The organism is Curtobacterium sp. AB7, from assembly GCF_044909335.1.
Classification (GTDB): domain Bacteria; phylum Actinomycetota; class Actinomycetes; order Actinomycetales; family Microbacteriaceae; genus Curtobacterium.
On record NZ_JBIYED010000001.1, the window covers coordinates 88,870 to 110,362 of the forward strand.

The 21,493-nt window shown below is 71.1% G+C and carries 20 protein-coding genes; 14 read left to right on the forward strand and 6 right to left on the reverse strand.

Annotated elements, in window-relative coordinates:
* Positions 1-29: 29 nt before the first annotated feature.
* From purH to sucC, 5 genes are all read right to left on the reverse strand, one after another.
* Positions 30-1,664, reverse strand: coding sequence for a bifunctional phosphoribosylaminoimidazolecarboxamide formyltransferase/IMP cyclohydrolase (gene purH / locus ABH929_RS00470; RefSeq protein WP_404559752.1), 1,635 nt, complete (start codon positions 1,662-1,664; stop codon positions 30-32).
* The gene (gene purN / locus ABH929_RS00475) at positions 1,661-2,254 is read right to left on the reverse strand and encodes a phosphoribosylglycinamide formyltransferase (protein ID WP_111085342.1); all 594 of its coding nucleotides are present in this window, start codon (positions 2,252-2,254) and stop codon (positions 1,661-1,663) included. Before purN ends, purH begins: the two co-directional genes overlap by 4 nt.
* A gap of 41 nt (positions 2,255-2,295) precedes the next feature.
* Positions 2,296-4,296, reverse strand: a complete 2,001-nt coding sequence (locus ABH929_RS00480) for a DUF6350 family protein (protein ID WP_404559753.1) — start codon at positions 4,294-4,296, stop codon at positions 2,296-2,298.
* Positions 4,297-4,400: 104 nt separating this feature from the next.
* Complete coding sequence (sucD, locus tag ABH929_RS00485) at positions 4,401-5,288, reverse strand: succinate--CoA ligase subunit alpha (RefSeq protein ID WP_111085344.1); 888 nt, start codon at positions 5,286-5,288, stop codon at positions 4,401-4,403.
* An 11-nt stretch (positions 5,289-5,299) separates the two neighbouring features.
* Entirely contained in the window at positions 5,300-6,469 is a 1,170-nt protein-coding gene (gene sucC, locus ABH929_RS00490) for an ADP-forming succinate--CoA ligase subunit beta (RefSeq protein ID WP_404559754.1), read from the reverse strand.
* Positions 6,470-6,647: 178 nt separating this feature from the next.
* Here sucC and ABH929_RS00495 point away from each other — a divergent pair, with 178 nt between their 5' ends.
* From ABH929_RS00495 to ABH929_RS00515, 5 genes are all read left to right on the forward strand, one after another.
* Positions 6,648-8,279, forward strand: a complete 1,632-nt coding sequence (locus ABH929_RS00495) for a RecQ family ATP-dependent DNA helicase (protein ID WP_404559755.1) — start codon at positions 6,648-6,650, stop codon at positions 8,277-8,279.
* A gap of 194 nt (positions 8,280-8,473) precedes the next feature.
* Positions 8,474-8,908 carry an ester cyclase gene (locus tag ABH929_RS00500; RefSeq protein ID WP_123340960.1) on the forward strand — a complete coding sequence of 145 codons (435 nt, stop codon included), beginning with the start codon at positions 8,474-8,476 and terminating at the stop codon, positions 8,906-8,908.
* A 43-nt stretch (positions 8,909-8,951) separates the two neighbouring features.
* A complete protein-coding gene (locus ABH929_RS00505; protein WP_404559756.1) occupies positions 8,952-9,245 on the forward strand; it encodes a hypothetical protein in 294 nt (97 codons plus the stop codon).
* 61 nt (positions 9,246-9,306) lie between these two features.
* Positions 9,307-9,672 (forward strand): hypothetical protein, encoded by a 366-nt coding sequence (locus ABH929_RS00510; RefSeq protein ID WP_404559757.1) that lies wholly within the window; start codon positions 9,307-9,309, stop codon positions 9,670-9,672.
* 92 nt (positions 9,673-9,764) lie between these two features.
* On the forward strand, positions 9,765-10,625 hold the full coding sequence (locus tag ABH929_RS00515; protein ID WP_404559758.1) for an oxygenase MpaB family protein: 861 nt from the start codon (positions 9,765-9,767) through the stop codon (positions 10,623-10,625).
* On the opposite strand, the gene ABH929_RS00520 is transcribed toward ABH929_RS00515, so the two are convergent.
* Positions 10,598-11,062: an FHA domain-containing protein gene (locus tag ABH929_RS00520; RefSeq protein ID WP_205463292.1), complete on the reverse strand. Its 465-nt coding sequence runs from the start codon at positions 11,060-11,062 to the stop codon at positions 10,598-10,600. The genes ABH929_RS00515 and ABH929_RS00520 overlap by 28 nt on opposite strands.
* 165 nt (positions 11,063-11,227) lie before the next feature.
* Between ABH929_RS00520 and ABH929_RS00525 the strand changes: the two genes are divergently transcribed.
* The 9 genes from ABH929_RS00525 to ABH929_RS00565 all read left to right on the forward strand — a co-directional run bounded on the left by ABH929_RS00525 (position 11,228) and on the right by ABH929_RS00565 (position 21,435).
* The gene (locus tag ABH929_RS00525) at positions 11,228-11,521 is read left to right on the forward strand and encodes a WXG100 family type VII secretion target (RefSeq protein WP_111089241.1); all 294 of its coding nucleotides are present in this window, start codon (positions 11,228-11,230) and stop codon (positions 11,519-11,521) included.
* Between the two features lie 104 nt (positions 11,522-11,625).
* On the forward strand, positions 11,626-11,919 hold the full coding sequence (locus tag ABH929_RS00530; protein WP_263055212.1) for a hypothetical protein: 294 nt from the start codon (positions 11,626-11,628) through the stop codon (positions 11,917-11,919).
* Positions 11,919-13,193, forward strand: a complete 1,275-nt coding sequence (locus tag ABH929_RS00535; RefSeq protein WP_404559759.1) for a hypothetical protein — start codon at positions 11,919-11,921, stop codon at positions 13,191-13,193. The genes ABH929_RS00530 and ABH929_RS00535 overlap by 1 nt, the downstream gene beginning before the upstream one ends.
* The gene (locus ABH929_RS00540) at positions 13,190-13,864 is read left to right on the forward strand and encodes a hypothetical protein (RefSeq protein WP_404559760.1); all 675 of its coding nucleotides are present in this window, start codon (positions 13,190-13,192) and stop codon (positions 13,862-13,864) included. The genes ABH929_RS00535 and ABH929_RS00540 overlap by 4 nt, the downstream gene beginning before the upstream one ends.
* Positions 13,852-14,385: a hypothetical protein gene (locus ABH929_RS00545; RefSeq protein ID WP_404559761.1), complete on the forward strand. Its 534-nt coding sequence runs from the start codon at positions 13,852-13,854 to the stop codon at positions 14,383-14,385. The genes ABH929_RS00540 and ABH929_RS00545 overlap by 13 nt, the downstream gene beginning before the upstream one ends.
* On the forward strand, positions 14,375-15,835 hold the full coding sequence (locus tag ABH929_RS00550) for a hypothetical protein (protein WP_205463296.1): 1,461 nt from the start codon (positions 14,375-14,377) through the stop codon (positions 15,833-15,835). Before ABH929_RS00545 ends, ABH929_RS00550 begins: the two co-directional genes overlap by 11 nt.
* A 28-nt stretch (positions 15,836-15,863) precedes the next feature.
* Positions 15,864-16,448 carry a hypothetical protein gene (locus ABH929_RS00555; protein ID WP_205463297.1) on the forward strand — a complete coding sequence of 195 codons (585 nt, stop codon included), beginning with the start codon at positions 15,864-15,866 and terminating at the stop codon, positions 16,446-16,448.
* 58 nt (positions 16,449-16,506) lie between these two features.
* Positions 16,507-16,752, forward strand: coding sequence for a hypothetical protein (locus tag ABH929_RS00560; protein WP_404559762.1), 246 nt, complete (start codon positions 16,507-16,509; stop codon positions 16,750-16,752).
* Positions 16,753-17,064: 312 nt separating this feature from the next.
* The gene (locus ABH929_RS00565; protein ID WP_404559763.1) at positions 17,065-21,435 is read left to right on the forward strand and encodes an FtsK/SpoIIIE domain-containing protein; all 4,371 of its coding nucleotides are present in this window, start codon (positions 17,065-17,067) and stop codon (positions 21,433-21,435) included.
* Positions 21,436-21,493 lie beyond the last annotated feature (58 nt).

A 21,493-nucleotide genomic window follows, 5' to 3' on the forward strand; every position in this document is an offset into this window, starting at 1 on the left:
TCACTTCAGTGGACGAACCGGTGCTCGCATCAGTGGAAGAAGTGGCGCTCGCCCGTGAAGTACATCGTGACCCCCGCGGCCGTCGCTGCGGCGATGACCTCGTCGTCGCGGACGCTGCCACCGGGCTGGGCCACCGCGCGCACACCGGCGTCGAGCAGCACCTGCAGGCCGTCGGCGAACGGGAAGAACGCATCGGACGCCGCGACGCTGCCGGTCGCGCGGTCACCGGCGCGGTTGACCGCGAGGTGGCACGAGTCCACCCGGTTGACCTGGCCCATGCCGACCCCGACGCTCGCGCCCTGGTTCGCCAGCAGGATGGCGTTCGACTTGACCGAACGGCTCGCCTTCCACGCGAAGGCAAGGTCGGCGAGGGTCTGGTCGTCGGCCGGCTCGCCGGCGACCAGGGTCCACGTGGACTGGTCGAACGCCGTGAAGCGGTCGGCGTCCTGCACCAGGAAGCCGCCGGAGATCTGCTTGACCTCGCGAGGCGCCAGGGCGAAGTCGGCCGGCAGCGTGAGCAGGCGGATGTTCTTCTTGCGCGACAGGATCTCGAGCGCCTCGGGGTCGAAGCCCGGGGCCACGACGACCTCGGTGAAGATGTCCTTGACGGTCTCGGCCATCGCCACGGTGACCGGACGGTTCGCGGCGATGACCCCACCGAACGCCGACAGCGGGTCGCAGGCGTGCGCGGCGGCGTGCGCCGAGGCGATCGCGTCGGCGGCGTCCGCGGGGGCGATCGCGATGCCACACGGGTTGGCGTGCTTGATGATCGCGACGGCGGGGGTGTCGAAGTCGAACGCTGCACGGACGGCCGCGTCGGCGTCGACGTAGTTGTTGTACGACATCTCCTTGCCGTGCAGCTGCGTCGCCTGCGCGATGCCGGCGCCGTCGGTGCTCGTGTACAGCGCGGCGGCCTGGTGCGCGTTCTCGCCGTAGCGGAGCGTGGCCGACAGGTCGGCGGTGAAGCCGAGGTGCTCGTCGAACGAGCCGGGCGTCTGGATGTCGCCACTGGTCGTCGGCGCCGCAGCGGCCGCGACGACGTCGCTGGCGAAGTAGGACGCCACCGCGGTGTCGTACGCCGCGGTGTGCGCGAACGCCTGGGCCGCCAGACGCTTGCGGAGCTCGAGCGAGGTGCCGCCCGCGCGGACGGCCTCGACGACCTCGGCGTAGGACGACGGCGAGACGACGATCGCGACGTTCGGGTGGTTCTTCGCCGACGCACGGACCATCGCGGGGCCGCCGATGTCGACGTTCTCGACCACGGTCGCGGTGTCGGCGCCGGAGGCCACCGTCTCGACGAACGGGTACAGGTTCACGACGACGAGCTCGAACGCCGCGATCCCGAGGTCGGCGAGCTGCTGCTCGTGCGACTCGAGCCGCAGGTCGGCGAGCAGACCGGCGTGCACCGACGGGTGCAGCGTCTTGACCCGGCCGTCGAGCGACTCCGGGAACCCGGTGACGCTCGCGACGTCGGTGACGGCGTACCCGGCGTCGCGGATGGTCTGGGCGGTGGACCCCGTCGACACGATCTCGACACCCGACTCGGCGAGGGCGCCGGCGAGCTCGAGCAGGCCGGACTTGTCGCTCACCGAGATGAGTACGCGGCGGACCGGCACCACGTCACGGTCGCGGTAGAGGCTGGGGTCGGCTGCGTGCACGCTCATGCGCTCGGGGTGCCCTTCAGGTCGGTGGTGCCGTTGGCGATGTCGAGGATGGTCTGGATGAGCAGGCGGCGCTCGACCGGCTTGATGCGGTCGTGCAGCGTCGACTCGGAGTCGCCCGGGAGCACGGGGACGCGCTCCTGGGCCAGGATCGGGCCGGTGTCCACGCCGTCGTCGACCGCGATGACGCTCGCGCCGGTCTCGGTGACGCCGGCTGCCAGGGCGTCCCGCACGCCGTGGGCGCCGGGGAACTCGGGCAGGTACGCCGGGTGGGTGTTGATGATGCCCGGGGCGAACTCGGACACCACAGCCGGGGGCAGCAGGCGCATGAGGCCCGAGAGCACGAGCAGGTCGGGCGACCACGGGCGGATCTGCTCGGCGAGCGACTGTCCCCACTCGGCGCGGGTCTCGTAGCGCGAGAACGGCACCGTGAAGGTCGGGATCGAGAACTCCTCGCCCAGGCCGAGGCCCTCGGCATCACGGTCGGCACCGATGGCGACGACACGGGCGGGGTACTCGGCGTCGAAGGTCGCTTCGAGCAGGGCTCGGAGGTTCGACCCGGTACCGGAGATCAGGACGACCAGTTCGAGCACGGCACCAACCCTACCGGGACCCGCGGGTCGTGACGTCGGCGCTAGCGATCGCCCTTCGGGCGGCGCCACCAGGGCAGCTCCTCGTCGGGGATCTGGTCGGTGACGTCCCAGTTCGTCGGCCGCGCCGACGGGGTGGAAGCGGCGGCGGCCTCGGGTGCGGCCGGCTCGTCGTCGACGTCGTCCCGTCCGGCGACGAACTCCTCGGTGCTCCACGGGAACGCCGGCTGCGCGTCGGTGTGGTCGGGCGTGGACGTCGACGTGGCGGGCCGTTCCGGAGCGGGCACCGGGCGCTGCTGCTCGGCGACGGCGTCGGCACCGGTCACACGGTCGCGGAGTCCACCGGCGCGGTCGCGGAGTCCACCGGCTCGCTCGCGGAGTCCACCAGCCCGTTCGCGCGCACCGCCGGCGACACCGTGCAGTCGATCGCGCAGGGCACCCATCGCGGCACGTCCCGACGAGCGGGGTTCACTCGGGCTCTCGTCGGCCAGGCGCTCCGAAGCGACGGCGTCGGTCTTCGCCCAGGCCGGCAGTTCCACGTCGTGGTCCGGGTCCTGCGGGGGCGTCAGATGCGTTGCGATGGGCGCAGGCACGACCGGCTCGTCGGCGATCGGTTCCGTCGGGCTGTCCACAGTGGCGCGCGAGCGAGCAGCGGTCGAGCCGTCGTGGGACTCCTCGACCACGAACCGGTGCACGTCCGTGGTCCGTCCCGCGCCGGCCTGGTCGAGCGCGGCGAGCAGCGAGCCCGCCCCCGCGTCAGCACCGCCGCGAACGGCCTCGTCGTCGTCCGCCTCGGTCCAGCGCTCTCGTGTCCAGCCCCGGTCCGCCAGGCGGACGAGGTCGCTGCCCGCGGCGAGGGCGATGACCGCCGGCAGGCCGATCTCGAGCGCGGCGAAGCCCCCCACCACCAGGGCGTGCGGGCCGACGTCGGCCAGTCGTCCGGGGCCGAACGATCCGGACGACACCCAGGCGATCAGCCCGGTCAGCACACCGGCGACGACGCCCGTCGCGACACCGGCGAGCGCTCGGTGGAGTGCGGAGTCGGCGTTCCCCAGCGCGCGGACGAGTCGCGGGCGCATCGAGCCGCCGATCGCGAAGCCGGCGATCACCGGTACCAGGATCCAGACCAGGCCGAAGGTGTGACCAGCGGCCGGCAGTGCGCCGAACACCGGCAGTCCGGGGATCGGCCCGAGGGTCGTGGCGATCGGGGACACGCTCGAACCGGTGCCGATGGCGAACCCGGGGCCGATCAGCCACGACGTCGCCCACCCGACGAAGTCCGGCAGGAACGCGAGCTGTCCGACGGTGAGGGCGATGCCGCCGATGACGCCGGCGTGGGACTGCTCGTACAGGGTGATGACCTCGGCGAACGAGGTGAAGAGCAGGAGCGCGACGACGACTCCGGCGAACGCGACGACGACTGCGGTGGCGGCGGTTCCGGCGCGGAGACCGAACCCGGCGATCGCACGCCAGAGCAGGGGCACGCGGTCGAGCAGGTCGAGCACACGCTGGGTGGCGGGGTCCGCCGGCAGGTCCCGCCGGCGTCGGCAGATCTCCGAACTGATGAGCGCCGGTATCCCGAACCACAAGGCAGGCAGGACCACGGCCTGCCAGATCGTGGGCTGCGTGGCTGCGGAGGTCGACGACAGCGCGACGCCGAGCCCGAGCGCCGCGACGACCGCCGTCCCGACCAGCAGGCCGGTGGTGCGGTGCTCGGTCTCCGCGAAGCGTCGACCGGCACGGGCGCCGAGCCAGGCGGTCACGACCGCGAAGCCGAGCGCCGCGAGCGTCACGTTGATCGGGTCGGCGGCGCCGCTGACCCCCGAGCTCTTCGCCAGCGCGGACCCGAGCAGGAACGAGACGTCGACACCGTGGCCGACGAGCCAGACGCTGCCGGTGGCCTTCCAGAACACGTCCCAGTCGATCTGCAGGCCGTACTCGAAGCCCCACAGCAGCGTGAGCGGGACCAGTGCGATCCCGATGCCGACGCCGACCGTCACGACCGCCTCGATCGCGGCGAGCAGAGCGGTTCCCAGGCGGTTCATCGCAGCGAGGATACGTGAGCCGACCCCCGAACGACGGGAGGCTCGGCGCGGAAGCCGCACCGAGCCTCCCGGCTTCGTCCCGACCGTGTGCCGGGCGATGGTCGCTAGCGGGCGGCGACGACCTCGCGCAGCAGCGCAGCGGTCTCGGACGGCGTCTTGCCGACCTTCACGCCTGCGGCCTCGAGCGCCTGCTTCTTCGCCTCGGCGGTGCCGGCGGAACCGGACACGATCGCCCCGGCGTGACCCATCGTCTTGCCCTCGGGAGCGGTGAAGCCCGCGACGTAGCCGACGACCGGCTTCGTGACGTGCGCCTTGATGAACTCGGCTGCGCGCTCCTCGGCGTCGCCACCGATCTCACCGATCATCACGATGGCCTCGGTCTCGGGGTCGGCCTCGAACGCGGCGAGCGCGTCGATGTGCGTCGTCCCGATGACCGGGTCGCCGCCGATGCCGATGGCGGTCGAGAAGCCCAGGTCACGCAGCTCGTACATCATCTGGTAGGTCAGGGTGCCCGACTTCGAGACGAGGCCGATCGGGCCCTTGCCGGTGATCGTCGCCGGGGTGATGCCGACGAGCGACTCCCCCGGGGTGATGATGCCCGGGCAGTTCGGGCCGATGATGCGGGTCTTCCCGCCGAGCGCCTTGGCGTGTGCCCAGAACTCGGCGGCGTCCTGCACCGGGATGCCCTCGGTGATGACGACGACGAGCGGGATCGCGGCATCGATGGCCTCGAGCACGGCGTCCTTGGCGAAGGCCGGCGGCACGAAGACGATGGAGACGTCGGCACCGGTGGTGTCGATGGCCTCGCGCACGGTGCCGAAGACGGGCAGCGACACGTCACCGTGGGTGACGGTGGTGCCGGCCTTGCGGGCGTTGACGCCACCGACGACCTGGGTGCCGGCCTTGAGCATCAGTGCGGTGTGCTTGGTGCCCTCGCCGCCGGTGATGCCCTGGACGATGACCTTGGAGTCCTTGTTGAGGAAGATCGACATGGTCAGTCCCTTCAGGCCGCGGCAGCGGCGAGTTCGGCGGCCTGCTCGGCCGCGTCGTCCATGGTCGCGGCGACGGTGACGAGCGGGTGCGCTGCCTCCGCCAGGATCCGTCGGCCCTCTTCCACGTTGTTGCCGTCCAGGCGCACGACGAGCGGCTTGGTGGCCGCGTCGCCGAGGATGCCGAGGGCGGCGACGATGCCGTTCGCGACGGCGTCGCAGGCGGTGATGCCGCCGAAGACGTTCACGAAGACGCTCTTCACCTGCGGGTCGCCGAGGATGACGTCGAGGCCGTTGGCCATGACCTCGGCCGAGGCACCGCCACCGATGTCGAGGAAGTTCGCGGGCTTGACGCCGCCGTGCCGCTCACCGGCGTAGGCGACGACGTCGAGCGTCGACATGACGAGGCCCGCGCCGTTGCCGATGACGCCGACCTGGCCGTCGAGCTTCACGTAGTTCAGGCCGTGGGCCTTCGCCTTGGCCTCGAGCGGGTCCTCGCTCGCGGAGTCCTCGAGGTCCTTGTGCGCGGGGTGGCGGAAGTCGGCGTTCTCGTCGAGCGAGACCTTGCCGTCGAGCGCCAGGATCTGGCCGTCGCCGGTGCGGACGAGGGGGTTCACCTCGACGAGCGTGGCGTCCTCGCCCTTGTAGACGTCGTAGAGCTTCGAGAAGACGTCGGCCACCTGGTCGACGAGCTCAGCCGGGAACCCGGCCTGCTCGGCGATCGCACGGCCGGCGGCCGCGTCGATCCCGGTGAGCGGGTCGACCTCGACGCGCGCGAGCGCCTCGGGCTTCTCCACCGCGAGCTGCTCGATCTCCATGCCGCCCTCGACGCTGGTGAGCGAGAGGTAGGAGCGGTTGGCCCGGTCGAGCAGCACGGAGAAGTAGAACTCCTCGGCGATGTCCGCGCCCTGGGCGATCATGACGCGCTTGACGGTGTGGCCCTTGATGTCGAGCCCGAGGATGGCCTGCGCGTGCTCGAACGCCTCGTCGGGGGTCTTCGCGACCTTGACGCCGCCGGCCTTGCCGCGCCCACCGACCTTCACCTGGGCCTTGACGACCACGACGCCACCGATCTTCTCGGCCGCCGCTCTCGCCTCTTCCGGGGTGTCGGCGATGATCCCCTGCAGTACGGGGACGCCGTAGGACTCGAAGAGGTCCCTGGCCTGATACTCGAAAAGATCCACGCTGTTCTTCTTCCCGCACGGTTCGTGCGATCGGCATCGGTTTCCCGGTCGCGCACTCCACATCGAGGGTCGCTCGATGTCGAGACAACGGCCGGGAGCCAGCCTAGCGCCGGACCGTGGACGTCCGGTGCGCGCTATCCCGGCCCGTTCCCCAGCGAGCTCCCGGCACGGTGGATCGGTGAACGCTGCACTCCGTACCCGCACCGCCGACGTGTTCGGCTGGCACCTCCGCCCCGACCAGGAATCCGTCATCGACGCCGTGCTCGACGGGCGCGACGCGCTCGCCGTGATGCCGACCGGATCGGGAAAGTCGGCGATCTACCAGGTCGCCGGCCTCGAGCTGGAGGGCGTCGTCATCGTCGTCTCGCCCCTCGTGGCGCTGCAGGAGGACCAGGTCGTCGGACTCGAGCACCACGTGGACGCTCCCCGCGCGGTCGCGATGAACGCCACAAGGAAGGCCCGGGACGTCGCCGAGGCCTGGGACGCGGTCGCCGCTGGCGAGGTCGGCTACGTGTTCCTGGCACCCGAACAGCTCGTGAAGGACGACGTGCTCGAACGACTCCGCGACGCCGGTGTCGCGCTCGTCGCCGTCGACGAGGCGCACTGCATCTCGTCCTGGGGGCACGACTTCCGACCGGACTACCTGGCGCTCGGCGAGGTCGTGGAACGCCTCGGCCGGCCGCCGGTGCTCGCACTGACCGCGACGGGCTCCGCTCCCGTGCGGGACGACATCGTCGAACGGCTCGGCATGCGTGACCCGTTCGTGCTCGCCTCGGGGTTCGACCGCCCCGGCATCCGGCTCGAGGTGGTCCGGCACGCGGAGGACGCCGAGAAGCGCGCGGCCGTGGTCGACCAGGTCGTCGGACTCGACGGGGCCACCGTCGTCTACGTCGCCACCCGCGCCGCGACGACGGAGTACGCCGACGCGATGGCCGCCCGCGGTCGTCGCGCGCGGCCGTACCACGCCGGCATGCGGGTGGCGGAGCGCGAGGCGGTCCACACGGGGTTCCTCGACGGCGACGTCGACGTGGTGGTCGCCACGAGCGCGTTCGGCATGGGCATCGACAAACCCGACGTCCGCTTCGTCGTGCACGCCGACGTCCCCGAGTCGGTCGACGCCTACTACCAGGAGATCGGGCGGGCCGGCCGCGATGCCGAGCCGGCCGGCGCGACCCTGCACTACCGGGCCGAGGACTTCGGCCTGCGCACGTTCTTCGCGTCCGGTTCGCCCCGACCCGCGTCGGTCCGCGCCGTCTTCGACGCGTTCCCGGCCACCGGCCCGATTGCCCGGTCGGCGCTCGCGGAGGCCTCCGGTCTGTCGTCCCGCACCGCCGGCCGTGCCCTCAACGCCCTGCTCGACGCCGGCGTCCTGCGCGACGACGTCGACGGGATCACGCGGGTGCCGGACGGCCCGGCGACCGCGGCCCACGCGGCCCGCGCAACGGCGGACCGCGCGGCGGAGCGCGAACGGGTCGAGGAGTCCCGCATCGCGATGATGCGCCAACTCGCCGAGACGACCGGGTGCCGACGGCAGTTCCTGCTCGGCTACTTCGGCGACGAGCTCCCGGAGCCGTGCGGCAACTGCGACACCTGTTCGTCGGGGACGGCCCTCAACGGCGGAGCCCACGTGGCCGACGGCGCGAACGACGACTTCTGGCCGCCGGATGCCCGCGTCGAGCACGCCGAGTGGGGCACCGGCGTGGTGATGAGCACGGAGGAGGACCGCATCACCGTCTTCTTCGAGTCCGCCGGGTACCGCACGCTCGCGTTGGCGGACATCGCCGAGCGGGATCTGCTCCAGCGGGTCTGATCCGCCCCCGCGACCCACGGGGGAAGGCGCGGTCGCTCGACCACCCGTCGGCGACCGCGCTCCACTCCCCCGAGCACCGGCAGTGTGCACGTCCCTCGTGACGAGCAGGTGACGTCGAGGTGAACTCCCCCGACGTTGCGGGTCGTCCCAGGGGGACCGGCGTACACCAGAAGACCCCGACGGAAGGACCCCGCATGACCGCGGAACGGAACCAGCAGGCGCAGGAACGACTCGGCGAGATCCTGGAGGCGCGCGCCTTCGACCGCTTCCCCGAGGTGTGGGCCGAGGACGTCGTGGACCACGACCCCGCGCCCGACCAGCAGCCCGGCCTCGCGGGGATCGTCGACTTCTGGACCGAGTTCACCACCGCGTTCCCGGACCTCACGCTCGAGCCCGACCCGCTCGTCGTCACCGACGACTACATCACGGCGGTGTTCACGATCCGCGGGACCCACACCGGTCCGTTCCAGGGCCATGCGCCGACGGGTCGCACCTTCGAGGTCCGCGGCATCCAGGTCTCGAAGTTCCGCGACGGCAAGATCGCCGAACGCTGGGGCGCGACCGACGAGAAGGGTCTGGCGGAGCAGCTCGCGCTCGGCTCCGGCGACGTCCACTTCGTCAGCGCCTGAACACCATCAGACACCCGGCACCACCCACACCCAGGAGGACACCATGAGCGATCCCGGCATCAGCCCCGTCGACGACTTCGAGGCCCAGCAGCGCCGCGACGACGACATCGACCGCGAGCACGTCGGCCCGTACGAGGTGGACGAGTCCGAGGAGTCCCTCGAGACCGTGACGAACGACGCCGTCGCCGGCGAGACCGTCGAGCCGCAGCCCGGTGACGGTACCGACGACGGTCCGACCGGCGGCTCCCCACGCGAGGGCTCGCCCGACCTGTGGGAGCACGACACCGACGAGGACCGGCCGGACCTGGGTGACGACCTCGGCACCAAGCCGCTCTGATCCGCTTCCCCTGACCAGCGATCCCCAGGGATCCGCGGAACACGGCCCGTAGCATCGGGCCGTGTTCCGTCGCGTCCGAGCCAGCGTCCGCAGCACGCCGTCGGCCGCCCGGCTGGTGGCGATCGCGGCGATGCTGCTCGTCGCGGCCTCTGCACACCTCGCCGCGCAGTCCGAGCCGGCAGGACGGTGGGCCCCGCTCCTCGCGATCGCGGTGGTCGGAGCCGTCGTCACCGGAGCACCGAGCCGCCTCTGGCCGCTCCCCGCGATCTGGCTCGTCGCGACCCTGCTCGCCCTGACGGGCGCCGTCCGGGTCGACGGCACGTACCTGGTGACCGCCCTCGCGACCGGCGCGATCACGCTCGTCGCGGCGATCGCCGCTGATCTCGTCCCCGTCCTGCGGGCGCGACGCCGACGGGGTGCGTCGTGACCACCCCGCAGCCTGGAGGCCCGGTGCCGGGCCCGCCACGTCCCTCCAGTCACGGCCGTCACCCCGCTGGCGCGGTGCGCCGGAACCGGCTGGTGGGGCCCACCTCCCGTCCGTCGTCCGGTCACGTCCACGACCGCAGCCTGCGTCGGTTCCTCGGTGACAGCACGCCCGTGGCCGCTGGCGGCCGTGCCATCCTGCTGCAGATCGCCGACCCGGTCGTCGCGGCTGGCGTCCGCCGGCACTCGGACTTCGCACGACGACCGCAGCAGCGGCTGGCCCACACCCTGATGTTCGTGTACGCCGTCGTCTCCGGCACGGAGCGGGACGCCGCGATCGCCGCCGGCTTCGTGAACCGGGCCCATGCGCCCGTGACCGGCGCGGACGACGTCGACCGGCAGCTGTGGGTGGCCGCGACCCTGTTCGACTCGGCTCGTCGGGCGCACGACCTGTTCGGTGCGCCCGTCACGGCGGAACGCGCGGAGGACGTCCTCGCCGCGTACGCCCCGATCGCGACGACGCTGCGGGTGCCCGCCGAGCGCTGGCCGACCTCCGTCGCGGCCTTCGACGAGTACTGGGCCGACGCCCTCGAGCGGCTCGAGGTCACCGACGACGCCCGCGGCGTGGTGCGGGACCTGCTCCACCCGCGCTTCGCGCCGTTCTGGGTGCGTGCCGCGATGCCGCTCGTCCGGATCGTCACGGTCGGGATGCTGCCGGAACGGCTGCGGACCGCCTACGGGTTCGCGTGGGGGCCGCGCGAGCACCGTCGGTTCCAGCGCACGGTCGCCGTGGTCAGCTGGGTGCGGTCGGTCCTGCCCGGGGCCCTGCTGCGGCTGCCGGGTCCGCTGCTGCTGCGGGCGATGCGGCGGACGGCCGGGCGACACGCCACTGCTGCTGGTGCTGCTGCTGGCGCTGCTGCTGCTGCTGCTCAGCCGGCGAGTACCCGCACGGCGTAGTCCCCCACCATCACGACGTCACCGGGCCGGGCGATGACCTGCGCACCGCCCACGCTCGGTTCCTGGGCACCGGAGGCGCGGACGACCACCGTGCCGTTCGACGATCCGAGGTCCTCGACCACCAGGCCGCCGTCCCCCGTCGGCCGCATCGCGGCGTGCTCGCGCGACACCGACTTCCCCGGGTCGTCGAGCAGCACGGCTCGTCGCCCCGGCGCGGTCGGGACGCGTCGTCCCACGACGACCGGCTGGTCGAGCGGCACGACGGTGCCCGGCGCGACCTCGAGCACGAGTCGCGGCACGATGCCGATCGTCGGCAGCGGCTGCTCGGTCCGGACGACGGCGTCCGGCTCGTCGTCCGACACCGGAGCCGCTGGCAGCACCCATGCCCGGGACAGGTACCCGGCCTGTCGGTCGCGCTCGACGTCGGCACGCGTCACGACCGGACGTCTCGGAGTGTCGTCGTCCTTCCGGCGTCGAGCCACCGTGTACCCCTCGTTCTGGTGATTGTTCAGAAGTGGTGCGAGATGCAACGCGATCCAGTATGGTCGAATCGCGCCGGGGGTCGCCCGGTACTTCACATACGCATCGGGAGGGCATGCGCCATGGCCAACGTCAACGTCACCTACGACGATCTTCGCAACCAGGCTTCGCAGCTTCGCAACGGCCAGAAGGCCATCGAGGACCAGCTGAGCCAGCTCAAGAGCCAGATCGACAACCTCGTCTCGTCGGGCTACGTCACCGACAAGTCCTCGAAGGCGTTCGACTCGACCTACTCGGAGTTCAACTCCGGCGCGACGCAGACGATCCAGGCCATCGACGGCATGGCCGGGTTCCTCGAGAGCGCGGCGAACACCCTCGAGTCGACCGACGAGCAGCTCGCGTCCAGCATCGGCTGAGACCGGCTCGGAACGGTGGTGGCCGGCGTCTTCGGATGCCGGCCACCGCTCTCGCTGCTCCGGCAGCACACGCTTCGAACGACGACTGGACCAACGGGGGGACCGTGGGCGGCACGCTCAAACTCGATCTCGACATGATCGGCGGCCTGGCAGCTGATCTATCGAGGCTGCACGGCGACTTCGAACACGTCGCCTCGACTGCTGCTGACTACAAGTCCGGGGTCGGCTCGTCGACCATCGTCAGTGCGATCGACGAGTTCGCCAGCAACTGGGACATCCGCCGGGGGCGACTCCAGGAGTCCATCAAGGCGGTCGCCGAGATGGCTGAGAGCGCACACGACGGTTTCACGGAGACCGAGGTCGAACTCGCCAACAAGATCCTCGGGAAGGACAGCTGATGGCGCGTCCCACCGACTGGAGCGCCGTCGACCTGCCGATCGACCCGGTGCCCGGCGATCCCACGGAGATCCGCCAGTCCGCATCGGGCGCTCGTTCGATCGAACGGGCCATCACCGAGCAGGTCAACCACCTCAATTCCCTCAAGGACGGCGAGGGTTGGGAGAGCGAGTCGGGTACGAAGTTCCGCGACTCGGCCGGTGACCTCGCCGGCGCCGTCGAGAAGGCGAAGGGGCGCTACACCCAGCTCGCCGCGGCGCTCGACGACTGGGCGAACGGGCTCGAGGGGCTCCAGCGCGAGGCCGACGCGGCCCTGGTGCAGGCGCAGGACGCGCGGGATGCGCACCGCGCGGCGGCGAACCAGACGATCACCGCCGAGGCCGACAGCCCGGACCACCAGGACCAGGTCGACGCGCAGGACCGCGCGCTGAGTGCGGCGCAGGGCGACATCGACGCGGCGAAGGCGATCATCCACCGGATCGCTGGCCCGTCCGGGCTGGCAGGCGAGTACGGGGACCTCTCCGACCGCGTCGCGAGCCGCATCCGGGACGGTGCGGACGACGGGATGAAGGACGGCTGGTTCGACCACGTGAAGCAGGCGATCCACGATGCCAAGGGGGTGCTCGAGGCGATCAAGAGCATCCTGAACGTGGTCGCCCTCGTCCTCGTGGTGGCCGCGGTCATCGTCGCCTTCGCGATCCCGGGCGTCAACCTCATCGCGTTCGCCGTCGCCGGTCTCGTCGTGGCGAGTCTGACGTTCGGTATCACTGCAACGCAGGCCGCCGCCGGAGACGCCACAGCGTCGGATGTGGCGTGGGCGGCCGTCGGCGTCGCGGCGTCCGCTGTAGGCCTCGGAGCCGCGAAGACTGCTGCGTCCGCGCTACCGGCCTTGACACGGTCGACCCTGCAGTCCGGCGCACGCGGAGCTGCGAACAGCGCGCGAGCGGCCGGCATCCCGGAGGGACCGGTCTTCTCTGCCAAGTACGCCGAACTGCGAGCGAGCGCGGCAACGGTCGGCGACAAGGCCTGGGTCAAGTTCTTCGACAACACGCTCACCAACGGTGCGATCGCGCCGGTGCTCATCAGCCGGCTTGCGAGCGGCGGGCCGATCGCTCAGGAGATGCTGCCGAAGATCCTGCTCCCAGCCGTGTCCGCCTCGGTACTCGGGGCGAAGGGCATCTACGACGGCGTCGTCGACGCTGCTGACGACCTCGGCGACCTCTTCTCCGGCAACTACTGGAAGAACGCGACGTCGGTGCAGGTCGGCTCTCTGTGACCGGCTACCGCCTGCAACTCCCGGAAGGGTGGATCCGGACCCGCCTCTCCGGCGACCTCGACCACGTCGTCGACCAGATGGTCGAGCGGACGATCCCGCGCGGGCGCTTCGGAGACTCGGACGGTGCCATCGCCAGACGCCGGCTCAGAGACGACCTTCGCCAGTCCTTCGGCGCCGCCGCCGACGCAGGAGCGGTCGACATGTACTCCTTCGAGGGCGAGGTCAGCGGTGTCCGGCTGCCGATGAGCTTCTCGGTCTCCGTGGCGCACTTCGGCGTGACCGTCGGCGCCCTGCCGCTCGAGGTCTTCGCAGAGGCGCTCAGCGACTCGGGTGACGCGCGGGTCGTCGACTTCCCCGCGGGCAAGATGATCCGTGCTCGGAAGGAAGTCAGCGAGACTGCCGGAGCAGCACTCCGCGCCGCAGGGCCCCCTGCCACCGGGATCGGTCTCCTCTCCGCGCCGTCCCAGCGCTCGCTGGAGGCGTTGAACCGATTCGTCGCAGACAACGCCGACGTCGAGGTGTCAACGACAACGGTCGATTACCTCGCTCCCATCCCGGGTGAGCAGGGGACCTTCGTCCTCGTTTCGCTGACGGCTCCCGGCCCCACGAACGTCGAAGCACGTGTCGGGCACTTCGACGTGCTCATGGCAGGGTTCGGGTGGACACGATGACGACGCGGCTGGAGGTCCCTGTCACCACCGTGATGGCCCCGCTCGGGATCGTGTCGAACCGCGTCCAGACCAGCGAGGACCTCGCCACGACGGATCGCGAGGACCTTTCCGAGCTCGGCCAGCTGCTGGCTGCGCGGGGAGCAGATGCCGCATGGGCCCTCCTCGACGAAGTCGACGATTCGATCGCGTCCTGGATCGCGCTCACGCTCCGACCCCTCGGAGGTGCTGCGCCGGGTGTCGTCCGTCGAGCCGCGCGCTACGACGATCCGATCGAGAGCGACGAGGCGATGCGCAACACGACGCTCGGCCGAGCGCTTCGACTTCGACAACGAGCCGCCATCACAGCGCCGAGGCGCGACGAACCGAATGCCACCATCGTGAGCGAGAGTCTCAATTGGTCGTGGGTCCTCCCGGCGGACATGATGTTGTGCGTGCACTCGAACACAACACAACTGGTCTATTCCGATTGGGTCGCCCGTCACGTCGATCTGGTAGCGAACGGCATCGACGTTGTCCACTGATCTCCCTGAACTCGTCGTCCGCAGCGCGGTCGTCAGTGATCGGGCAGCGGCGCGTGACCAGTTCATCGGTCTGACCGTCGTCGATGGCACGGTCTTCTCGGTCCGATCGGACGGCCGCATCGAGACGCTCTGCTCCGGCATCCGCCGAGCGGCATGGGCTCCCGCCACGGCACTGCCACGGGAGATCGGCGTCGTCACCTCCGTCGGGGCGGTTGTCCTGATCAGCGACGACAGCACCAACGTGTTCCCACTGGACGTGTGGTGGATCGAGCCTGCCGCTCCGGCGACGCCTCGCCAAGCAGTGTCATCAAGCGGGTTCTACGACCTCGCCGACCGACTCGGTCTCGAGATCGCGTTCGATCCGGACGCGATGACGGGCTTCCAGACAGCGAGCGCCGTCGTCCACGTCCCGCTTCCGGACACCGCAGCACGCCGCGCCCGACGGCGCACCTTCGTGGTCGCGCTCCTGCAGGCGATCGCGCTCGTTCCCGTCCCCATCGCGTTCGCGCTGCTCGGCCGAGGGTGGGGCGGCAGCGTCGCGGTGCTGGGTTGGCTGAGTGCGGCCGTCTCAGCAGCCGCTCTGGTGAACGTCGTGCTCAGTGTCCGAGGACGACGTCGAACGCGACTGCGGATCGGGACCACGGTGGTTCGTCCGAGATCCGGGCCCGGGTGGTTCCGAGCGCGAGCCGGCATCTCAGTCGCGAGCGGCATGGTCGTGATCGACGACGGACGCGGCCGATCCGTCCTGCTGTCCACACCGCAAGCGACCTCATCCGCGTCGGCTGTCGTTCGTGCGCGCACGGTCCGCGGGAAGCAGGCTCGCGCGGTACTGATCGACGGGACGGACGTCGTCCGCGCCGAGCTGCCGTTCGCGTCCTGGCCCGAGTCCGACATCGACGAACTGCTCCGAGAGCTCTCGGTGATCCGAGATGCAGGCAGCGACCGACGCAGGTCTGCGGACGTGCGCTTCGACCCGCACCGCGGTGCCGCCGTTCCGGGCACATCACTCATCGCGTGGACCTCGCTCGGGGTCGTCCCGCTCACCGCCGTGGGCGGTGCGACGATCCTGCAACTGATGGTCTCGGTCTTCGCGAAGATCGGAGGGCCGCTGACATGGGGGATCGCCCTCTCGTTCGGTTCCGCGTCCGTCGTGATCCTGCTCGCGGTCATCGGCACCGAGCTCGGCGGACGACTGCCCCCTGTCGAACCGCCTCCTCGAGGTTTCCGGCCTTCTCGGACCTTCGGGTCTGTTGTCGGCTGGTTCGTCCTCCTCTCCGCCGTGGCAGTCGGGTTCCTCGCGGTCGGAGACCCGGGGACCGCCTGCTACGCGGAAGCGCTTGCTTTCGCGAGTGTGGCGTTGCACTGGTCGCTGTACCGTCGCCGTGCCATCCAGTCCCGGCGTGGAGTGACGAGCATCGGGCGCTGGCTCGCAACGGGATGCAGGAATTGACCGGACAGCCGAGAAGGGAGAACTCCTGATGGGACTCGAATTCGATTACGTCAACGCCTGGACGAGGTTCATCGAGGGCGACCCGGCCACCGCGGGGCGCGCCGCAACAGCGAACGTGATCAGCCACATCCACCGGCCTGTTCCGAAGCGTGTCGCAGGATCGCTCGAGTCGGCGATGACTGAACTGGCACGACTGCGAAACGACGTCGATGCCCACGACTTCTTCGTCCTGACGACCGACGCCCCGACCATCGAGATACTCGCCTACACGGTCATCCAGTACTTCCCAGGACTCGATGCTGCAGCCCGGGCGGTCGACGACGCACTCCTCCCGCTCGCCGAACGGACAGCGGATGCCGATGTGTCCACCGTCACGACGGCACTCGGCCCCGCAACGAGGATCCTCGACCGGACGGAGACACCGGCTCGCTCACTCCTGCGCCGCGCGGTTCCGTCCACGACGATCCGATGGGTGCAGCCCATCGGACAGCTGCCCGATCCGCTGACCGCCGTCCTGACCACGTTCATCCCGAAGCGTGCGGACGAGTCGTTCGCTGCGCCCTTGGCCGACCAGTTCGCCCTCGGGCTGGTGCTCACTCCAGACGCCGAGTGAGAACGACCACGACAACCACCACGACCACGACCACGACCACCGACCCGCGAAGGAAGCGATGACACGACGGGTCCCCCGCACACCCGGACGCCGCTGGGCCGCATTCGCCCGCGACACGGTGATCGTGCTGGCCATCGGTGTCGGCGTCTCCCTCCTCCCAGGTGGCAAGTACGACACGGGTCCCTGGGACGGACCGACCGCGTGGCTCATCCGGTACGTCGTGTGGGCGATCGCGTTGGTCGTCGGCGTCGTCATCGGAAGTCGTCACCTGAAGGCATCCCGTCCATCGAGGGGCGGACGATGACGACGCCCGCTGGCGGCGGCGCACCGCCCGCGCACGTGCAGCGCATGACCTGGCCGTTCGTGTCCGACGCATCCACGGCGCGACGTGACCGATGGGGGCTGCACTGAGCCCGCGTCGAGGTGAACCGACCCGCTCCCCCACACCGCGCCTCCAGGCCGAGCGCCCATCCACAATCCGGACGCAACACGACCTGCCCGACCGGGGAACCTGCGAGAATCGACGAATGAGCGGCAGCATGACGCTGCGGGGGGCCTCGTCCGACCACCGCGCTGCGACCACGACGACCACGATCTCCGGTGCAGGGCGCCACACGTGCGCCTGACGTTCACCGCGAGCCACCTTCCGTCGAGCGCCTCCGCCGACTTCGTGGTGGAGTGCGACGAGGACACCCTGCTCGGCGAGGTCGTCGAGGTCGTCGCCAAGCGGCTCGGCCACGGGGCCGCGGCGATCGTCGACGTCGCGGTCGACGCGGTTCCGACCACCCCGCACGCCCGCATCGGTGACGGCGTCCTGCTCGAGGGTGCTCGGCTGACGTTCGGGGCCCCGGCCCCGGTGCTCCCACTGCCCGGTGACCTGCCGAGCGTCCGCATCGTCGGCGGACCTGGCGCCGGCACCGTCGTGGTGCTCGACGCCGGCATCGCCCACGTCGGTTCAGCGCCCGACGCGACCGTGCCCCTGCCGGACCGGAGCGCACCGGAGTACGCCGCGATCCTGCGGCTCGACCTCAACCGTCGGTTCACGATCACGCCGACCGAAGGCGCCACGGTACTGGTGGACCGCGCCGAGATCGACGACGAGACCGCGGTCGAGCCGGGCAGCATCGTCACCATCGGCGACACCCTGCTGTCGGTCGCGGTGCCGGACGCCGACCGAGCAGCGATCACCCTGACCGCCGGCGGCGGCTCGCTCGACTACACACGGCCGCCGCGGCTCCTGCCCGAGGACCACCCCTCCGTGTTCAAGTTGCCGGCCGTGCCGGCGCAGCAGTCGCGGCGCTCCATCCCGATCATCGCGGCGCTCGCGCCGCTGGGCATGGCCGCCGTGATGATCTCGATCTTCCACAACGTCGCGTACCTCGCGTTCGGTCTGATGTCGCCGATCATCATGTTCGGCAACGCCTGGTGGGACCGCCGGAACGGCAAGAAGACCCACAAGCAGCGCGTCGCCGAGTACGAGGAGACCAAGAAGGCGGTCGAGGCGGACGCCCTGGAGGCAGTGGTCCGGTACCAGCGCGAGCTGCGGACGAGCGCACCCGACCCCGCGACCGTGCTCGACGTCGCGTTGCGGCGTCGCGCCCGCCTGTGGGAGCGACGCCGGACCGATCCGGACTACCTGACGCTCCGCGTCGGGACCGCTGACGTGCCGTCCGGTGTCGTGCTCGAGGACCCGGCGGCGCTCGAGCACCGTCGCGCCGTGGACAAGCTGGCGGAGGACGTGCCGGTGGTCGTCGACCTCGGCGTGCAGGGCGTCGTCGGCGTCGCGGGTCGTGACGAGCACACCCGCCACCTCACGTCGTGGTTCGTCGCGCAACTCGCGGTGCTGCAGAGCCCGCGCGACACCCAGTTCGTCGTGCTGACCGACACCCGGTCGGCTGACGAGTGGGCGTGGCTGCGGTGGATCCCACAGGCCCGTCCGGGCTTCGGGCAGGACGCGGTGATCGCCATCGGCAACGACGCCGAGACGCTCGGCGCCCGGGTGGCCGAGGTCGGTCAGTTGATCGATGCACGACAGCGGGCGATGCGGGAGTCCAACCTGCGCGGCATCCCCGGTCCGGACATCGTCGTCGTGCTCGACGGCGCTCGACGGCTCCGCGCGCTGCCCGGCCTGATCCGCATCCTCAAGGAAGGTCCGGCGGTCGGCGTCCGGTCCGTCTGCATCGAGGAAGAGGCGCGTCTGCTGCCGGAGGAGTGCTCGGTCGTCGTCACCGTCGGCCCGGAGCGCATCCGCGTGGCCGCCCAACGCCAGGCGACGGTCACCGACGTGCGTCCCGACCGGATCCCGGACGGCTGGTTCGAGACGGTCGCCCGTGCGGTCGCACCGATGGTCGACGCCGACGACGAGAGCGATGCCGGCGGCCTCCCCACCTCGTCGCGGTTGCTCGACGTCATGCTGCTCGAACCGCCGACGGCCCGGGCGATCACCGGGAAGTGGACCGTCCGACCGCGGACGACCGAGGTGGTCGTCGGGGAGAGCCTCGACGGTCCGTTCGCGTTCGACCTGCGGAAGGACGGCCCCCACGGGCTCGTCGCCGGCACCACGGGCTCCGGCAAGTCCGAACTCCTGCAGACGATCGTGGCCTCGCTCGCGGCCACGAACACACCGGAGGGCATGAACTTCGTCCTCATCGACTACAAGGGCGGCGCGGCGTTCCGCGACTTCGCACCGCTGCCGCACACCGTCGGCATGGTGACCGACCTCGACACGCACCTGGTCGAACGGGCACTCGAGTCCCTCGGCGCCGAGCTCCGGCGTCGCGAGCACCTGCTGGCCGATGCGGCGGCGAAGGACATCGAGGACTACCTCGACCGCCTCAGCCGTGGCGAGCCCCTGCCGCCGATGCCGCGCCTGCTCATCGTGATCGACGAGTTCGCGAGCCTGGTGCGGGAGCTGCCCGACTTCGTCACGGGGCTCGTCAACATCGCTCAACGCGGCCGTTCGCTCGGCATCCACCTCATCCTCGCCACCCAGCGTCCGACCGGCGTCGTGTCGAACGACATCCGCGCGAACACGAACCTGCGGATCGCGCTGCGGGTCACCGACTCGAGCGAGAGCACCGACGTGATCGACGCCGGAGACGCGGCGCAGATCCAGAAGAGCACGCCGGGCCGTGGCTACATCCGGCTCGGCGCCGGTGCGCTGCTGCCCTTCCAGTCCGGTCGCGTCGGTGGACGCCGTCCCGGGCAGTCGACCCAGCGGAAGCAGGTCTGGGCCGGCGCCGTCTCGTGGTCCGCGCTCGGCACCACCCCGCCGGCGCCGCCGAAGTCGCAGGAACAGCACACCGATGCGCGCACCGACCTGCAGGAGCTCGTCAGCGCCGTCACCCAGGCCGCGGTCGACCTCGGCGGGCCGGCACCGTACCGGCCGTGGCTCGACGCCCTGCCGGAGACCCTGCTCTTCACCGACCTCAACGACCGTGCGTGGCAGCTCGACGACAGCACCGTGACCGACGCCCGGCTGACCCCGCTGCCGTTCGCGTTCCAGGACTTCCCGGCCGAGCAGGCCCAGCGGGTGCGCAGCTTCGACCTCGATTCCGACGGCCACCTGTACGTCGTCGGCGCCCCGCGGAGCGGCCGCTCGCAGGTCCTCCGCACCATCGCGGCGGCCATCGCGCGGAACACCTCGTCGGCCGACGTCCACGTGTACGCGCTCGACTGCGGCAACGGCGCACTGCTGCCGATCCAGGCCCTCCCGCACGCCGGCGCGGTCGTGCAGCGGGTGCAGACCGAGCGGGCGCAGCGCCTCCTGACGAAGCTCACGCAGGAGCTCGCCCGGCGGCAGCAGGTCCTGGCAGACGGCGGGTTCGCGAGCATCGTCGAGCAGCGCGCCGCTGCAGTGGTGCCGGCCGAGCGGCTCCCCCACGTCGTGTTCATGCTCGACCGGTGGGAGGGCTTCGTCGGTTCCCTCGGAGAACTCGACCACGGTGCCCCGACGGACCAGGTGATGACCCTGCTGCGCGAGGGCGCGAGCGTCGGCATCCACCTCGTCGTCACCGGGGACCGCCAACTGCTCTCCAGCCGGATGGCGACCCTGGTCGAGGACAAGCTCGTCCTCCGGCTGTCGGACCGCGGGGACTACGGGCTCGCGTCACTCAACCCGCGCAAGCTCCCGGAGCAGGTGCCCGACGGTCGCGCGTTCGCCTCCGAGTCCGCGACCGAGACCCAGATCGCGCTGCTCGCCGCCGCCGGGACCGGCCAGTCGCAGGCCGCGGCGATCACCGCCCTCGCGACCTTCGCCACCGAACGCGACCGCGCGGTCGAACGTGCCCGCCGTCCGTTCCGGGTGGACCAGCTCTCCGGCCCGGTGCCGTTCGAGCGCGCATGGGAGATGCGCGACGACGATGCCGGGCTGTTCGGCCTGGTCGGCATCGGCGGTGACGACCTCACCGCGATCGGTCCGGACCTCGCAACCGCCGGATCGTTCGTGGTGGGTGGACCCGCGAAGTCCGGGCGCAGCGCCGTCCTGCTGTCGATGACCCGGTCGGTCCTGCGCGAGGGAGGCGAGGTCGTGCTCGTGACCCCGCGGCAGTCCCCGCTCCGCGCACTCGCCACCGAGCCCGGTGTCCTCGCGGCCCACGAAGGCGTCGACCTCGCCGAGGACGACCTCGCACCGCTGTTCGACGGTCGGCCCGGCCGCCGGGTCCTCGTCATCGACGACGCCGAGCTCGTCAAGGACGCCCCGGCGAAGAGCTGGCTGCAGGCCTTCGTGAAGAGCGCGGCGGACAACGGCCAGGCGATCGTCGCCGCGGGCCTGACGGCCGAGTTCGGTGTCGGGTTCACCGGGTGGCAGGTCGACATGAAGCGCCGCCGGTCCGGAGCCCTGCTCAGTCCGCAGACGATCACCGAGGGCGACCTGCTCGGCATGCGCCTGCCGCGCAGCAGCATCGTCGAGCGCGTGCAGGTCGGCTCCGCGATCGTGCACCTGGGTGACGGCGAACTGGTCTCCGTCCAGGTCCCGACACCCTGAGGCCGGGGAGTCGACACGGCTTCTTGTCATTCTGACAATTACCGTGGTACGGTCGAGT

Excerpts from the sequence above, each read along its gene's own strand:
- ABH929_RS00500 (WP_123340960.1), top strand. The coding sequence starts at position 8,474 with ATGACCGCGGAACGGAACCAGCAGGCGCAGGAACGACTCGGCGAGATC.
- ABH929_RS00525 (WP_111089241.1), top strand. The coding sequence starts at position 11,228 with ATGGCCAACGTCAACGTCACCTACGACGATCTTCGCAACCAGGCTTCG.
- ABH929_RS00555 (WP_205463297.1), top strand. The coding sequence starts at position 15,864 with ATGGGACTCGAATTCGATTACGTCAACGCCTGGACGAGGTTCATCGAG.
- sucD (WP_111085344.1), bottom strand. The coding sequence starts at position 5,288 with ATGTCGATCTTCCTCAACAAGGACTCCAAGGTCATCGTCCAGGGCATC.
- ABH929_RS00480 (WP_404559753.1), bottom strand. The coding sequence starts at position 4,296 with ATGAACCGCCTGGGAACCGCTCTGCTCGCCGCGATCGAGGCGGTCGTG.
- ABH929_RS00560 (WP_404559762.1), top strand. The coding sequence starts at position 16,507 with ATGACACGACGGGTCCCCCGCACACCCGGACGCCGCTGGGCCGCATTC.
- ABH929_RS00505 (WP_404559756.1), top strand. The coding sequence starts at position 8,952 with ATGAGCGATCCCGGCATCAGCCCCGTCGACGACTTCGAGGCCCAGCAG.
- purH (WP_404559752.1), bottom strand. The coding sequence starts at position 1,664 with ATGAGCGTGCACGCAGCCGACCCCAGCCTCTACCGCGACCGTGACGTG.
- ABH929_RS00535 (WP_404559759.1), top strand. The coding sequence starts at position 11,919 with ATGGCGCGTCCCACCGACTGGAGCGCCGTCGACCTGCCGATCGACCCG.